This window comes from Vibrio xiamenensis (genome assembly GCF_900100015.1).
GTDB classification, from domain to species: domain Bacteria; phylum Pseudomonadota; class Gammaproteobacteria; order Enterobacterales; family Vibrionaceae; genus Vibrio; species Vibrio xiamenensis.
Genome location: NZ_FNDD01000005.1, coordinates 1 through 16,014 on the forward strand (window position 1 = coordinate 1; position 16,014 = coordinate 16,014).

Consider the following 16,014-nt stretch of genomic DNA (forward strand, 5'->3'; position numbering starts at 1 on the left):
GCTATCCGATTGTTTAATAAATTCCCGCATATTAGAAAGAAATTATGGGGTAATCATTTTTGGGCGAGAGGGTACTTTGTTGACACAGTCGGTGTAAATGAAGAGATCATCAGGCGGTATGTCAGGCATCAAGACAAGAAAGATCAAGAATATGAGGCACAGTTAGAGTTGAAAATGAACTAACAGCGAAGGAATGCCCCCTTTTAGGGGGCTGTAAACCAAAGCCGCCTTCTAAGAAGGCGGATTTTTACTCCGATATAGGATTAGGCAATCTTAGTTAGCCAGTTGTGGGTATCTGGTGCTTTGCCCCATTGAATATCGTTGAGTGCTTGGCGAAGTTTATTCGCGATAGGGCCTTCTTCGCCGCTACCCACTTTGATATCTTCACCGTTGTGGATAAAGGTACCCACTGAAGTTAGGACTGCAGCGGTGCCAGAAAGCATCGCTTCTGTGCCTGGTTTTGCAGCGCGTTCAAGCAGTTCTTCCACTGAAATTTCGCGTTCGCTGACCGTCATACCAAGATCTTCGGCAATGGTCAGAATACTTGAACGTGTTACGCCATGAAGGAACGTTGAATCCAGTGCTTTGGTGATGATTTCATTGCCATCTACCAATAAGAAGTTGGCTGCGCCAGTTTCAGTGATGTAACCATTTGGACAGAACAGGATTTGGTCTGCTTGGTATTGCTGCTTAGCTTCAAGTGTTGGAGCAAGCGCGCTGGCGTAGTTACCACCGCTTTTGATCATACCCATATGCGGTGCGCAGCGTTGACCCGTTTCATCAAGCAGTAAGCGCAGTGCTTTTGAGCCGCCAGCAAAGTAGTCGCCAACAGGAGAAAGCAGCACATAAACCATTGAGGTTAGTGAAGGCGCTGCCGCTTTACCTACAGCCGCTTCAGTACCGATATGCGTTGGGCGAATGTACATTGAGCCAGGAGGAAGTGGCACGTCCTGCGCGTATTTAGCGACGATGTCTTTGATCATTTGCGTCACTTGTTCGTTGTCGAGCTCAGGTAGTGCAAGTAATTTACTGCTTTGCGCAAAGCGTTTGACGTTTTGGTCCATTCGAAACACGTGCACACTGCCGTCTTCATGGCGAAATGCTTTTAGGCCTTCAAAGCAAGTACTTGAATAGTGAAGTACATGGGCGCCTGGGTGTAGTGAAATGCTGTCTGCTGAGACGATGCTCGCGTCAGTCCATTGGTTGTTTTCGAATGATGCTAGTGCCATTTCCGGCATAAATACGCTACCAAAAGCCGCCATTATGATGTCCTACTGTAAGAATTGCGAAGAAGATGAGATTAAGTTTGGTCAGGCGATGAAATTGGATGTCCAAGACTTAAGCTTAAAATACTAAAACTTGTCGAGCTGGTAATAAAGTAAAATTATCCATTTTAGTGAATTATTCTGTTTTGATATGGGTTAACTCAGTGAAATTAGGGTCTTTACTCTAAATTTAGAGGCTAACTCTTTGATCTTGTAAAGGCTCTGACATTAACGGGATGGGTTGAATCTTAAGTTTACTTTTGTGTTTGATGTTAATGGTTATATCGCTGGAATATTAGCGACTCGAATACACTTTTAGGGCTAGTGAAAATTGTTAAATATTTAAAACTTAAGCGCCTAAACGCATATGTATAATGCGCAGATATTTTCTGTGAAATAGAGTTATATAGTATGAGCATATTATTTGGCGAAACCAATCTTGATGGTAAGGGCAGTGCAGCGAATTTGCTAGAAAACGGGCAGATGATCGACTTATCGGTCAAGCAGTTTGATTTCAGTGACTTTCCTCATGAATGGTCTTGGGATGTCGAAGATGGCATGGCACTTGTTTCTTCTACCTTAGATCATTACCACAACATTTTTACTTCGGTGAGCAACACCGGCGAGTGGAATGAAAGCGGCATGAAAGAAGTCTACATTGATTCGAATGACGCAGAAACCTTGACTGGGGAATACAATCTAGAGTCATTGACGGTGGAAAATTACGTTGATGTCTATATTAACCTTACCGAAGAACTCGCGAACGAAAACGGCGAGACTCAAATTAATGTCATTGATGCCAAACGCGGTGAAATCGACACTCAAGATGCCGGTAGCGTTAATATTGAAATTCTGGCTAATAGTAATGGCGATAGCTGGAGCAACCTATTTGATGTCACCACCGGCGACAGTGATGATGAAGTACAACTTTATTACTCTAGCGAATCGTCAATGACCGAATGGACTGAGTTTTCAGTAGCGCTAAACGGTGGGGATGATTCATTCCATTATGATTTAGCGGATGCGGCGTCAGAGTTGCAAACTCGCTTTGTTGATGGTGGTGATGATGAAGATACGCTGGTTCTTTACAGCGATACGGATGACCTTGATTTTGCGAATTTTGAACATATCGAAACTGAAGCGTTAGAAGATGTCACGTTAACGCTTAATCAAGAACTGCTGAGCAATAATGCTGATGGTTTGACCATCTCAGGTGTGGATATCGATTTTTCTGATCAATATGACGAGATTTCTGCCACCGAACAGCTTGATGAAAACGGTCAAGATACCGGTTATTGGGATGTGACCGTAAGCTATGATGACGCTTCTTACACACTCGTTACTGATAGCATTGATCAAGATTGGGCAGCGTAACATTTGCTACTCACTAAAATTGCACAAGCGCCTAATATTAGGCGCTTTTTTATTATTCTAGAATATCTCCTCGCTCTTACGAGTGATGTAATGACCCACCAAATAGCATCATTTTTTTGGTTAAAAAGTGGTCAGAAATTAACCGAAAATTCACCTTCGCGCGACCTATACTCTGAGGCAAAAAGAATCAAAGGGTAGAGGAAATGACATTAATAGTAGGAACAACCAATCTTGATGGTACCGGTAGCGCATCGAATTTGACGGCAGACAACGGCACGGTCATTGATATTGGGGACAGTAACTCGTTTCAAAATGTGCTCAATGAGGAATGGGGCAGCGAACTTATTTTAGACAATATCGAAATCGATAAAGGAGGGGATCATTATGGTTCGCTCAGTGTCTTGATATACAACACCGCCGAATGGAATGCTGAGGGGATGAAAGAAATTTATCTGGATTCTACGGCAATGGAAGCGTTGGATTGCTATCAGGGAGGAATCAGCATATACAACTTTGTCGATGTCTATATCAATTTCTCTGACCCTGATACGTTCGGTGATTACTCGTGGAACATCGGTGTAAATATATATGGTGCCAAACGAGGTGATATCGACCTTAGTTCCCTCGATATCTCCTTAACTTGGCTGAATATCGTACCTTACAGTAACGGTGACAGTTGGAGTAATATGTTTACTGTGACGACGGGCGACTCGGACGACTACGTTACCTTTACTAGCAGTAATTATGCATATACTTCAGACGCGACCCAATGGACAGAGTTTGATGTCTCGCTTAATGGTGGTGATGACACGTTTACCTACGCCCTTGATGCCGCAGCATCTTCAGATCAGACCCGTTATGTCGATGGTGGTGACGGCGATGACACCTTAGAACTAGAAACAGACTCGGGCATATTGGATTTTGCCAATTTTGAAAGCATCGAAAATGGCAGCGATGATGATCTCACCGTAACGCTGAGTGAAGATTTACTTGAGGCGAACTCGGAACTCACTATTACTGATCTGGATATTGAGTTTAGCGACGATTATGACTCGATCACAGTCGAAGAAACCGATTCGGATTACTACACAGTGACCGTCGTTTATGATGATGAGTCTTTTACTCTTTCGACCAATGTGATTAATGATGACTGGTTACTCGCAAGCTAATCGGCAAAAAGCGCCCCGAAGGGCGCTTTTGTTTAGTGAAACATGAGTTGTGGTGCTTAGTTCAACGCGTTTACTGATGGAGAGAACTTCTCTTGCCATTGTGGGTAATCGTTTTTGAACATCTTACCAGGACCAGTCACCAACCAGCTGTACTTCACGCGGCGCTCGTAGCTAACGTCTTCAAATTTATCGAGTTTGTCACCTTGGCGGTTAGAGTAAAGTGGTTGTAGGTTTTCGATATTGATAAAGCGTGGCCACACACTGCTGCCTTCTTTATCGATAACTACGCGGTTTACACCAAACTCCATTGTATCGTCAGGGGTTTTAACCATTTTCTTGCCAGGGATTTCTTGGCTCTTCAAGAACGATACGGCGCTGTTGATAGAATCAACCACTTCTGCCGACGGGTTTTCAACGCTCATTAGGAACTTAATCACGTTGACACTTTCATCGCCACTGATTGAAGCAAGTTCGTAAGAACGGCCGCGTTCACAGGCGAGGGTATCAACGTTGTACTGAGCACACCAACCGGTTTTTTGACCGTTAGAGACCACTTGGTTATCGAGCACAAAGCGTAGGCCTTGATCCATAGATGCTTGCGCACGTTTGGCTAGATCGTTTGGTACGAATGCGAACTCGTCTTTTTGGCTAGCCACATCGCGCATCACGTTGAGGGTATTCGCAATGGCATTATCGTTAAAGGTAACATGGCGATGGTAGCCTTCAGAATTAGGGAAGAATTGTGGCCAGCCGCCATTTTTGTATTGACCGTCAAGCAAGTATTCCACGCCGCGAATTACTGCGTCTTTGTATTCTGCTTTATTGGTGTGTTGGTACACTTTGGCCAACGTCATGATCTGAATGTAGGTCGCGTCATTATCGATGGTCGATTTTTGACGGTAAGTTGGGAAGGTGTCGCGATCATAAACTTGAGCAAGCGAGTCTGAGCTGCCGATCTTAAACCAGCCGCCGTCTTGGTTTTGGTTTTTCAGCATAGCGTCAGCAACCGATTGTGCTTCTGCGCTGCCATACCAATCGTCTTTTTGCTTGCCGATGGTTTTTAGAGAAATCTTGCCTTTTTTCGCTTTGAAAATAGAACCTTCAGGGCGAAGCAGCGTTACTTCAGCAAGTTGGCGTGAAGAGTTCCACTTATATTTGCCACCAAATTGTTCAAACACAAATTTGAACGGTACGTATAGGGCACCTTCGACCAATTTTGCAGCCGCTGGCGCTTCAACTTTCTTACCGTCAACAGACGCAACGGGTGAGCCATCGGTCATCGCAACGGTTTTACCGTTTAGCGTGAATTCGATTTTCTTACCATCAAATTTGGTTACACCGTTAAGTTCATCAATGATGTCGTCAAGTGGTGCCATCACAACTTTATCTTCGGTCATGATTGGTTTTAAGTAGTAAGAATCAAGCAGTTCGTGGTAGCTTCCATCCACTTTCATCATCGGCTCGCTCATCATCAGCGAAACGGTGTGAAGGTTTGCGTTATCCCAAGTCAGTTCTTGAGCTTGGATGGCACCTGTAAAACAGGCAGCGGTTAAAGCGGCAGCGATGTAGGTTTTTTTTAGCATTGTCATTTCACGTCTCCGGGGAGTTTTTCAAAAGCAAACTCGTGTTTCATTATTTATATACGAGATGGCAGATTTTTGAATTTCAAAATAATTTTACACAACCGGAGTCGAAGAAGTAGCGTCAATGTGGCGAGATAAGAGTTGGGTCACGACAAACAGGTTTTAACATTTTAAAACGTTATCTAGCTCTTAGTTGGTATAGGTAAATTAATGAAAAATGCCGATTTTTTGATACATAATCGACGATTTTTATTAACTAAGGCGGGAGTTGAGAAATGTGATTTTAGAGTGCCTTTTGGCAAATTCGCCATGCGCGGCACTCTAAACATGTGGAAATGGAAGCGAAAATAAAAACTAGAAACGCTTGATAGAAAACAAGTTAAGATCAAACTCGCTTGGTTTGCCAAGCACCAAGTCCGCGACCACTTCACCCACCACGCTGCTAAATTTAAAGCCGTGACCAGAGAAACCAGACGCTAACACAACATTTGAGTGGCGCGGGTGACGGTCAATAATAAAGTGCTCATCTGGGGTCATGGTATACATGCATGTTTTACCCACTTTCAGTGCGCCCACTTGCGGCATATGCAAATCAAGGAGCTGACGCAAATCTTTGCTGTCGGCGTCGTTGTCAAACGGTGCAAGCGGTGTATTGGGACTGTGGTCTTCACCGAGATCATGACGACCAATTTTGAGTCCGGCGCCATCAATACTTGGAAATCCGTAATAAATGCCATCGGCGGTATCAAACGAAAACGCCGGAAAAACCGTATCGCCATAAAGGGATTCAGGGGCATTAAACCAAGCAAAGGTTTTTCGAATCGGGCGGATAGGTAAGGTTAAGCCCAGCATATCAAGGATATCATTTGACCAAGCGCCGACTGACACCGCCAATTTATCTGCGCTAAAAGCGTGTCCGTTTGCCGTGATATGAACTTGGTCATCTTTAAGCTCAATATCCGTGACTTTATGGTGGGTGAGTAACGTCGCGCCGTGTTCAAGGGCCAATTCGCGGTAGGCCGAAATGCACTCTTCACACTTAAGCACGCCCGAGGTCGACTCCAAGCACCCAATGTATTGGTCAGGCAGATTTAAACCAGAGAAGCGGGCGTTGGCTTGCTCGGCGGTTAGAATTTCAATCGGCAGTTGGTATTTGGTGGCGCTTTGGATCAGCATTTGAATAAATGGCGATGATTTCGCACCGACATTTAATACCCCGGTTTTCAGTAGCAGCGTTTTACCGGTTTGCGCTTCAAGGTCTTCCCACAAGGCTTTGGCGCGAAGTGCGAGAGGGACGTATTCTGCACCTTCTCCGTAGGCATAACGAATGATGCGTGTTTCGCCATGATGACTGGCATGAGTGTGAGGTGGGTCGAACGCATCCAACAACAACACTTTTTTACCTTGTTTGGCGAGAAAATAGCCGGTTGCCATTCCCATTGAACCTGCGCCAACCACAGCGACATCGTAATGCATTGATACCTCGAATTATTTGCTAATGAAGAATCCAAAATCCTAACACCAAGCATACGCCTTACCAATAGAAAAGCGTCATCGATGTTGCTTAGTTGGTTTGTAAATAGACAATAAAGCCAATCCAGCTAACGATAAGCAGTGCCCAAGGCAGGATGGAACGGTTTGAGGCAGGCGCAGTGCCATCTGCTTGGCTCGGCGCGTTTGGTGTCGATGCGGTTTGTGGCTCTGGATTTGCCGATTTGGTTTTCTGCGCTTTCTTGCGCGCTTTATCCGCTTGGCGACTTTTTTCTTTTTGCTGCTTCTTATACAGCGCGATGCCTTTTTCAATGCCTTGCGCAATCAGTTTGGTTTGCTCTTTGGTTTGGCCCGGTTTCTGGGTGGCGTTGGCGATTTTAAATGCTTCTTGCTGGGTTTGCTCAGACGGTGCGATTTTATTTTTCATTGTGCTGTTATTTTGCCTCGGTGATACAAATTGGCGCTCAGCATAGCATGTTTCGCGTGGCGATCATTTGCTGTTAGGCGTACCGGCGACAATTCGGTACACTAGAGTTCGCTTTTTCTAACCTTAATTCTCAAGGACGTTATGACGGTAGAATTATTTCTTGGCGGCGCGCGTAGTGGAAAATCCTCTTATGCAGAGCAAGCGGCGCTATCTTATTTAGCCGAGCAAGGCCGAGCTGCGAGGCTGCATTATATTGCCACCGCCATCGCTTTCGATGATGAAATGCGCAAGCGTATTGCTCATCATCAGAGCCGCCGCGGAGCAGAGTGGCACAATCACGAATGCCCAGTCGCCTTGGCGCAGAAAGTCGCGCAACTAGAGGCGCACGATATTGTTTTAATTGATTGCCTCACGCTTTGGATCAACAACGTTATCTACAACGATGGCAATACCGCGACGCCAACCGAAATACGCCAGCAGGTTGAAGATTTGGTTGAGGTGCTCGATGCCTGTGCGGCGACTATTTTGTGCGTGTCGAACGAAGTGGGGCTCGGTATCGTGCCGCTTGGCGAAGTATCACGCCTGTATGTGGATCATGCAGGTTGGATGAATCAAGCGATTGCCAAAGTTGCGAGCCGTGTGACGTTTATGGCCGCAGGGTTACCCTTGATCTTAAAAGATAGTCAGGTTGATTCGACCACCAGCAAAGGGACATGCAGTGAGCGTTAATATCTATCTCATTCGCCATGGTAAAACGCTTGGCGCAGCGGCGCTCAATGGTCGAACTGACGTTGAGGTTGCAAAGAAGACTCAGCAGGAAATTTGCCAAAAATTGCTTGAGCAGTATGAATTCACTCAGGTAGTGAGCTCGCCGCTTAGCCGCTGCTGGGAACTTGGTAAACTCCTGCACCAAACCAAACCCAGCTTATCACTGCAATCGGTCGCGGCATTTCAAGAGTTGGACTTTGGCCGCTATGACGGCGTGCCTTATGATGAGCTTGGCGAAAACTGGCGCGATCTTGAAGCCTTTTGGCAAGCGCCAGAAAAAGTGACTTTGCCGGGCGCCGAACCGCTTTCACTGGGTTTTGCACGGGTGCAACTGGCTTGGCAACAACTGGTGTTAGGATGCCAAACCGATACGGCTTTGATTGCTCACGGCGGGACCATTCGTTTTATTTTGGCGGATGTGCTTGGCGTTAACTGGGCCAATCCGAAATGGTACTCCACGCTCGAAATCGCCAATCAAAGCGTCACTCATATCGAAATCAATCGTTATCAAGGCGAGACATTTTTCAAAGTCAAAACCATCGGTGCGCGTTTGTAGGCTAACGCACGCCGCCGTTCACCAGTTTGGTTAAATGAAAATTGGGGTAGTGCTCGGTGGCAATGCCCTGAATATCGTGTATCACGGCTTCGATATCGTGTTTGCTACTATCAAACAACATACCAACCACGCTGCCGCTGTGAGCGACATTAAGGCCATACAAATCATGGCGTTCTACGATATCCAGTAAGCAGGGAAAGCGCGGTTTACGCAGGATCTTCTGGCTTTGCAGGGCACTTATCATGCACGCTTGACCAAATTGACGTGGCGATTGGGTATCCAGCGCTACGCGTAGGGTTTGATAGGCGGTTTCGAGCTGCGGCGCAGAGTCACGCAGCGCTTGGCCGCGATCAATCAAATGGTACAGCGAAGTCTCAACGCAAATTGGACTTTCGAGAATTAAAATATCCAGCGAGCTAAAGCCGCTAAGCTTGGTGACGATCTCGCCGCGGTTGTGGTCAAACAGCGCGAGCGTGCTAATCGGTGTACTGTCGGTTGGTTCAAGATGAGCGCAAAGCAGCGCGATATCTTGTTCGCTGATGGTCTGTTCTAAAAATCGCGTGGTCGCCACTATGGTGGCAGCGATGTCTGCGGTACTGCTGGCCATGCCTTTGGCGACCGGAATCGTCGAATCGAATTCAATACGAAGCTGCGCTTCAAACGTGCTGCTGATTTTAAAGTAGTTCAGGGTTAGCTTAAGCGCTTTGCGCATTAATGGCCGTTCCAGCTGATAGTTGGGCGCGCCTTGTGTGACTGAAACTGTCGAATACCAATCAATCGGGCAAGAAATCAGTTTTTCTCCCCCTTGTAACCAGCCTTGTATCAGTTCCCCGCACGAGGCGGGGCATGCGGCTTCAGCCATTAGGCAAACACTCTTTTAATGCCTCTATAAGCCGTTTGTTATCGACCTCCGATTTGATCGCGACGCGATAAAATTGCTGATTGAGACCCGGATAATTGGCGCAGTGGCGAATTAAAATTTGCTGTTTCATTAACGCACTCTGCAGATCAAAATCCGCGATGTTGAGTTTAAAGAACAGGTAATTGGCGCTGGGTTTGAAGACCTCAAGCGTCGAAAATTCACTCAGTGCTTGGTAGAGATACGCTTGCTGCTCGCCAAGCCAAGAATGGGTCGCCTCTGTGTAATCATCATCGCTAAGCACCACCTGTGCGGAAAGCGCTGCAAAAGCGTTAATGGTCCACGGTTCTCGCTGTTCACGAATGGTATCGAGCAGCAATTGATTCGACGACAACAAATAACCCAGCCTTAGCCCTGGCATGGCGTAAAACTTGGTCATCGAACGCAGAACGTATAGGTGTGGATTGCCGTCAAGCAACTTGCTACAACCGCGATGATTCGGCAGGAAGTCGATAAACGATTCATCAATAAATAGCGCAATGTGCAGTGCTCGGCATTTGTCGATCACCGCTTCAAGCAGTGAGCGACTCGGCATTAATCCGGTTGGATTATTTGGTGTACACAAAAATAGGCAATCCAAGTCGGCGCTTAATGCATCGAGCAATGATTCATCCAGAGTAAAGCCACTTTGCTCTTTAAGATCAAAGGATTGAATTTGGCATTCATAGCGTTCAAGCGCGCGGCGATATTCGCCAAAGCTTGGCTCAACTAACAGTGCGGTTTTGGGGCGAAAGTAGTGCACCCAGAGAAAAATTAACTCAGTCGCTCCATTACCGGGTAACACCCACTCGGTTTGACAACCGACGTGCTGCGCCAAGCTTTGGTTGAGTTCGGTGTAATCGATATCGGGATAGTGTTCAAGGCAGTCAATATTTTCGATAAGTGCTGACTTTAACGAGTCGGGCAGTCCCATCGGATTGATGTTGGCGCTAAAGTCGAGCACCATTCTAGGATCGACGCCAAATTTGTGCGCCATTTGCAGTACATTACCGCCGTGTTGTCCACTTTTTGCCATGCTAACCTGCTTATTATTATGTGTGCGACTAAGCGCGATAGGCTGGTGTTATGCGGTTAAATTTGCCTTTAAGTGGTTATAAATTCAAGCGCTCAATCTTTGCTTGCACAGATTGACCCCGATTTTGTTCACATTATGCACAAAGCGTTTAAGCCGCCGTTTTGAAAGAATAATTATTTCTATGAATTGATTGATGTTTTTTGATAATGGTGGCAGTTTTTGCAAACTAAGTGTGTTGGTGTTTGATTCTAATGGCGCAGTTTCGACGTAAAGCCGCTTTTTTCACCGCATCTGTTTTATCCAGCACCATAAGCTGACAGGAAACCATCAATGAAAGCATTTTTAATTGCAGGGACAAACAGCGGTTGTGGCAAAACCACCATGACCCTTGGCATCATGCGCGCATTGGCGCGCCGAAATTTGAAAGTCCAGCCGTTTAAAGTTGGCCCAGATTATATCGACACAGCCTGGCATACTCGCGTGTCCGGAACCACATCACGCAATCTCGATGGTTTTATGCTTGACGATCAGGCCTTGCTGAATGCGTTTGCTCAGCAGGCGGTCAACGCCGATGTTTCGGTGATTGAAGGGGTGATGGGCATGTATGATGGTTATGGTACCGATCCTTATTACTGCAGCAGTGCCGGGCTTGCGATGGCGCTCGATTGTCCGGTGATTTTAGTGCTCGATGGCAAGGCCGTGTCTACTTCGGCGGCCGCCACAGTGATGGGATTTCAGCATTTTTCCGATAAGGTCAAGGTGGCGGGTGTGCTGGTCAATCACGTCAATTCGGAAACTCACTTTGAGCTGTTGAAAAATGCCATCGAGACTTACTGTAAAATCCCGGTACTTGGCCGACTGCCTAAAGTGCCTGATATTGAATTGCCATCGCGCCATCTTGGATTGTTAACGGCAGAGGAGTCGCAGCAGTTCGATGGCAGCTGGGACAAACTCGCTGATGTGGTGGAACAACATATCGATTTAGATGCGCTGCTTGAGGCGGCAACGATCAAACCGATTACACCAACGGCGTGTAGCGCGATTGAGCAAATCGGCAAAGGGCTGACGGTGGCGGTTGCTCACGATGAAGCGTTTAATTTCTACTACCAAGATAACTTGGATTTGATTGAACAAAGCGGCGCCACGATCGTGCGCTTTAGTCCACTGCATGATTCCGTGCTCCCTGAGTGTGACGCCATTTATATTGGTGGGGGTTATCCAGAAATGCATGCGAAATTGTTGGCCGATAACGTGTCATTACGCGAGCAAATTCTCGCAGCCCATCAAAGCGGTATTCCCATTTACGCAGAATGTGGCGGTTTAATGTATTTGGGCAGCGATCTGTTGGATCATCAAGAGCAACGCTTTGACATGGTGGGGATTTTGCCTGGCACCAGTAGCATGACCTCTTCGCTAAAACGTTTTGGCTATTGTTATGCCAAAGCCAATCAGGCGACGCTACTATGTGACAGCCAAGCGCTGATTCGCGGCCATGAATTTCACTATTCCCAATTTAGTACCGAACTAGAAGCGGCATTCTCTGTGTATAAAGAGCGCGATGGTGAAGTGGTTTCGAGTTGGCAAGGCGGTTATCAAGTCGGTAATACACTTGCTAGCTATTTGCATGTCCATTTTGCGCAGAATCCCAGCTTTTTAAGCCGCTGGTTTGAATGCGCGCGAGCACGTCAATGACGCTGGGGTTGTATTTTGGCGCTTGGGTACTTGATGGCTTGCTTGGCGATCCGGTCAATTGGCCACATCCGATTCGCTGGATAGGATTGCTTATCAGCAAATGTGAAAAGCTTGCGAGGCGAGTATGCCAACACCGCGTCTCGCTTTATATCGCTGGTGGTATGATTTGGCTGGTGGTGGTTGGCACTGCGGGGATCGGCTGTTGGGCGCTACTTGAACTGCTCGGCACTGTTCACCCGATGCTGCGATTGGTGGTCGAGCTTTGGCTGGGTTTTACGACCTTGGCTGGGCGCTGTCTGCGTGACAGTGCTTATGCGGTGATCGACCCGCTTAAACGTGGTGATATTGAAACCAGCCGAGTGATGCTTTCTTATATTGTCGGTCGCGATACTAAAGCGCTCGATGAGCAGCAAATTTGCCGCGCCACAGTCGAGACGGTGGCGGAAAACAGTGTCGATGGCGTTATTGCGCCGCTGTTCTATCTGTTTATCGGTGGCGTACCACTCGCAATGGCGTATAAGGCGATCAATACTTTAGATTCCATGCTTGGCTATAACAACCAAAAATATCGTCAAATTGGCTTTGTTAGCGCCAAAATTGATGATCTCGCGAATTACTTGCCTGCGCGGCTTGGCTGGCTATTACTCAGCGTTTCGGCTTATTTGCTCAAGCTCGATAGCAAGGCGGCATTTAGCATTGGTTGGCGCGATCGCTATAACCATAAAAGCCCGAACAGTGCTTGGTCTGAAGCCACGGTCGCTGGCGCGCTTAATGTGTGTTTGGGTGGGCCAAACCTCTATTTCGGTCAAATGGTTGAGAAACCTTGGATTGGTGATGACATAGAGACCATCGCGCCCAAACATGTTGAATTGGCGTGCAGGCTGATGTTGGCGGCTAGTGCTGTGGCGGTGGTGGTGTTCGCCGCGGTTTGGTATGTCGTTCAATAGCAACACGATGTCGTTATAGTGCGAGTCACTTATGCTCGGTAGTGTCTATTAGTGCGTAATCAATAGTGCGTAATCAAAAGCGCCCAATAAAAAAGCCTGCATAATTGCAGGCTTTTGCGTTTTAACCAACGGAGTTTATTCAGTGACGCTTGGCGACCAGCCTTCACCGTCGTTGTAGCCTGCGAATACCGCTTCGCGAGAGCTGTAGTTTTCGACTTCCTCATCACTTAGCCAATATACGCCTTGGCGAATACTTGAGTCGACTGCAACGCCGTACAGGTCAGTAGTGTTGTATTCACGCCAGCCTGCGGTTGCCGTCGCCGGATCTGGCGTTGGCGCAGGTTGACCATTAGTGCCTTCGACTGCCCAACCGATATCGGCGATGTGAGTATCGGCTTTACAGTTCACCAGTACCACGTTGTCATAGTAGCTAGAGTTGCCGCTACTGCGCGCAAAGTAGGTAGAACCTTCGACAACGCTATTACCTGTTGGGCCTTCACCTTGGGTGAATTCACTATTGATGAATACAAAACCTGGGTCATCGGCGTTAACGGTACGCGCTTGCAATACGTAGCCACCATCGCTGGTAGTGTCGGTGCCAGATTTAGAGTCACCAATGGTGCGAATTTCACTGTTTTCAAACACGGATGTGGTGTTGTTACCCCAGATGAAGTCGACGTTACCTGCCACTAATGTATTGTAGAACCAAGTGTAACCTTTGAGTTGCAATGTATCTTGTTCACTGATGAAGTTGGCATTGATAGCCACTAAACGGTCCGAACTATTAAAGTAGATCGTTTCAGCTTGGTTTGAGTATTCACTTGAGCGAACATGGGAGTTTTTCAGCGTCAAATTCTTGAGCGTTAGCATATCCATGTTTTCTGCAAGGAACACCGCGCGGCCGCCTGATGGCGTGCCTCCAGGAGTTTCGCTCTTACCAGAACCTGAGTTTAGAGTTTCGTAGTTATCGTATTGGATGATGGTACCTTCACGGCTTTCACCTGTGATGGTGACATTATCGTGGTCACGCAGGTACAACAGTTCGTTATAGGTGCCATCGGCGATTGAAATGTCGATCGCATCATCCGTCGAGTTGTTCTCCATAATGTGGTTAAACGCGCCTTGCAGTGTTGAGAAGTCATCGCTGTCATCACTACCCACATTAAAGCTGGTTCCAGACGGTGCGTTCACTTTAGTGGTGAATTCCCAGTTACTGTTTTGACCTAAGCCAACAAAGTCGATGCCGTTAAGCTCGCCATCGGCAACGACGCCATCACCGATCACCACATAGTATGTCTCACCGTAGTCAAGTACGTCACTGTGCAGTTTGACAGTCAGCGTATTGCCCTCAAAGGTTAACGGATTGAAGTAGACAGTACGTTTGTTGGTTTGATCTTGATAACCAATCGAATCGGTTTCTTCCGAGGTTTTAATCGTATCGATCAGTTCATCATCGCTTAGACGATAGATGCGAACCTGGCCGCTAGAGCCGGCTGAAATTTCGTTATCAAAGGTGAGTGATACGCTGGTATCGGTAAATTGTTCGGTGCTATCGATTTGTGGAGTTACTAACGCTGAGATATCACCATAGGTCTGCGTTGGCATTTCAAATTTCGGATCGACACTCACTTCGATGGTTTTCGATAAGCTGCTGTCAGAGCCAGAGTAGAACGTCACCGTAGCATCGCCTTCAGCAAGCGGAGTGAGGGTGACGACGTTATCAACAATGTCGACACTGACAATGTTTTCGTCACTAGACTCGACGGTAAAGGTGTCCGCTGTGGTGCCATCACTTTGTAGTGCAGTAACCGTGACAACTAAAGGATCGCCACCAGCGACCGCGCTGGTCCAAGATGTGGAGCTGTAATCGAGAGTTAACTGAACCGGTTTAATACTTGGATCGCCAACGGTAATGTAGTCGATTTCAAAAGAGCGGTTATTGGTAAAAATACCAAAGTTACCCGGATCAGAATAAAGCGAGTAGTCGGTTGTGGTACCAATAGGCTCACCATCAAGATAAACCGTCAGGGCATTATCGATCATCTCAAAACGGGTTTTGTACCAAGTACCGTCGTCTTCACCACCTTTTTCACCCAGTTCAATCACACGCTTCGCTTGTACAGGTCGGCCAATTGAACCGTCTTGGCTGACCGCCACTTCAACTTGAGTACTAGAGGTGGAGTTTTGCACATTCAAACCGCCGCCATACCAGTTACCCACGCTATCGTAGCGCCCCATGAAATAGATCTGTTTGTTGGCTGTTGTGCTGTTCTGGCGTGGGCGTATTTTTGCTTCGACAAAGTAGTTACCGCTCGCAGGTAGTGCATCTAAGACAGATTCCGCTGCGAGTAACACTTCGCCGCCTGAACTGCCTGCGGTGTAGCGTAAATAGCCTTTGCCTTCAGGGATATCAAAAACGCCATCTGGGCTACCACCGCTGGTGGCCAAAATTTGCCAGTTAGATGTATCTTGAGAATCAAAATCATCACAGAAATACAGGTTGGTCATGTCATCACACACAGAAGTACTGGTTTCTACGTCGGTATCTGTTCCAGTATCTGGATCTGTGGTGGCTTCTTCATCACAGCCGGCAAGTGCGATGATGATGGCTAGTGGCAGAAATCCTAGCTTGGTTTTCATTATTATATTCCTCAATCATTATTATTTTGGCAGTAGGGTAGTAATGAGTGGAATAATATAAAGATCCTATTTTATTTAATTTGTGCGCTTGGTTTTATATAAGGAATTTAATTCTATTTTCACGATCTTTTTATTAAAAAAATGATATAGATCGTTTAATGAACCAAT

Annotated in this window: 14 protein-coding genes; 7 read left to right on the top strand and 7 right to left on the bottom strand. The window is 46.8% G+C overall.

Annotated elements, in window-relative coordinates; translation table 11 throughout:
• Positions 1-183: transposase (locus tag BLS03_RS05560; RefSeq protein WP_176765531.1), on the top strand; the 183-nt coding region annotated here is incomplete at its 5' end.
• An 80-nt stretch (positions 184-263) separates the two neighbouring features.
• Here the strand turns inward: BLS03_RS05560 and BLS03_RS05565 are convergent.
• The gene (locus tag BLS03_RS05565) at positions 264-1,262 is read right to left on the bottom strand and encodes a branched-chain amino acid aminotransferase (protein WP_093270583.1); all 999 of its coding nucleotides are present in this window, start codon (positions 1,260-1,262) and stop codon (positions 264-266) included.
• A gap of 414 nt (positions 1,263-1,676) precedes the next feature.
• On the opposite strand from BLS03_RS05565, the gene BLS03_RS05570 reads away from it, so the two are divergent.
• Together BLS03_RS05570 and BLS03_RS05575 are read left to right on the top strand one after the other, a co-directional pair.
• Entirely contained in the window at positions 1,677-2,639 is a 963-nt protein-coding gene (locus BLS03_RS05570) for a hypothetical protein (RefSeq protein ID WP_093270586.1), read from the top strand.
• 203 nt (positions 2,640-2,842) lie between these two features.
• Positions 2,843-3,808 (top strand): hypothetical protein, encoded by a 966-nt coding sequence (locus BLS03_RS05575; protein WP_093270589.1) that lies wholly within the window; start codon positions 2,843-2,845, stop codon positions 3,806-3,808.
• A gap of 56 nt (positions 3,809-3,864) precedes the next feature.
• Here BLS03_RS05575 and pelA read toward each other — a convergent pair whose 3' ends face one another.
• The 3 genes from pelA to BLS03_RS05590 all read right to left on the bottom strand — a co-directional run bounded on the left by pelA (position 3,865) and on the right by BLS03_RS05590 (position 7,309).
• Entirely contained in the window at positions 3,865-5,397 is a 1,533-nt protein-coding gene (gene pelA, locus BLS03_RS05580; protein WP_093270592.1) for a pectate lyase, read from the bottom strand.
• A gap of 348 nt (positions 5,398-5,745) precedes the next feature.
• A complete protein-coding gene (gene solA / locus BLS03_RS05585; protein WP_093270595.1) occupies positions 5,746-6,867 on the bottom strand; it encodes an N-methyl-L-tryptophan oxidase in 1,122 nt (373 codons plus the stop codon).
• Between the two features lie 88 nt (positions 6,868-6,955).
• The gene (locus BLS03_RS05590) at positions 6,956-7,309 is read right to left on the bottom strand and encodes a DUF2956 domain-containing protein (RefSeq protein ID WP_093270597.1); all 354 of its coding nucleotides are present in this window, start codon (positions 7,307-7,309) and stop codon (positions 6,956-6,958) included.
• A 141-nt stretch (positions 7,310-7,450) separates the two neighbouring features.
• On the opposite strand from BLS03_RS05590, the gene cobU reads away from it, so the two are divergent.
• Together cobU and BLS03_RS05600 are read left to right on the top strand one after the other, a co-directional pair.
• Positions 7,451-8,038 carry a bifunctional adenosylcobinamide kinase/adenosylcobinamide-phosphate guanylyltransferase gene (gene cobU, locus BLS03_RS05595; protein ID WP_093270600.1) on the top strand — a complete coding sequence of 196 codons (588 nt, stop codon included), beginning with the start codon at positions 7,451-7,453 and terminating at the stop codon, positions 8,036-8,038.
• Positions 8,028-8,633, top strand: a complete 606-nt coding sequence (locus tag BLS03_RS05600) for a histidine phosphatase family protein (RefSeq protein WP_093270603.1) — start codon at positions 8,028-8,030, stop codon at positions 8,631-8,633. Before cobU ends, BLS03_RS05600 begins: the two co-directional genes overlap by 11 nt.
• A gap of 1 nt (position 8,634) precedes the next feature.
• Here BLS03_RS05600 and BLS03_RS05605 read toward each other — a convergent pair whose 3' ends face one another.
• Entirely contained in the window at positions 8,635-9,495 is an 861-nt protein-coding gene (locus tag BLS03_RS05605) for a GHMP family kinase ATP-binding protein (RefSeq protein ID WP_093270606.1), read from the bottom strand.
• Complete coding sequence (gene cobD / locus BLS03_RS05610) at positions 9,488-10,567, bottom strand: threonine-phosphate decarboxylase CobD (RefSeq protein WP_093270610.1); 1,080 nt, start codon at positions 10,565-10,567, stop codon at positions 9,488-9,490. The genes BLS03_RS05605 and cobD overlap by 8 nt, the downstream gene beginning before the upstream one ends.
• Before the next feature lie 330 nt (positions 10,568-10,897).
• On the opposite strand from cobD, the gene BLS03_RS05615 reads away from it, so the two are divergent.
• Positions 10,898-12,259 (top strand): cobyrinic acid a,c-diamide synthase CobB, encoded by a 1,362-nt coding sequence (locus BLS03_RS05615; protein ID WP_093270613.1) that lies wholly within the window; start codon positions 10,898-10,900, stop codon positions 12,257-12,259.
• Positions 12,256-13,206: an adenosylcobinamide-phosphate synthase CbiB gene (gene cbiB / locus BLS03_RS05620; protein ID WP_093270616.1), complete on the top strand. Its 951-nt coding sequence runs from the start codon at positions 12,256-12,258 to the stop codon at positions 13,204-13,206. The genes BLS03_RS05615 and cbiB overlap by 4 nt, the downstream gene beginning before the upstream one ends.
• A gap of 135 nt (positions 13,207-13,341) precedes the next feature.
• Here the strand turns inward: cbiB and BLS03_RS05625 are convergent, their stop codons facing one another.
• On the bottom strand, positions 13,342-15,846 hold the full coding sequence (locus BLS03_RS05625) for a pectinesterase family protein (protein WP_093270618.1): 2,505 nt from the start codon (positions 15,844-15,846) through the stop codon (positions 13,342-13,344).
• Positions 15,847-16,014: the final 168 nt, after the last annotated feature.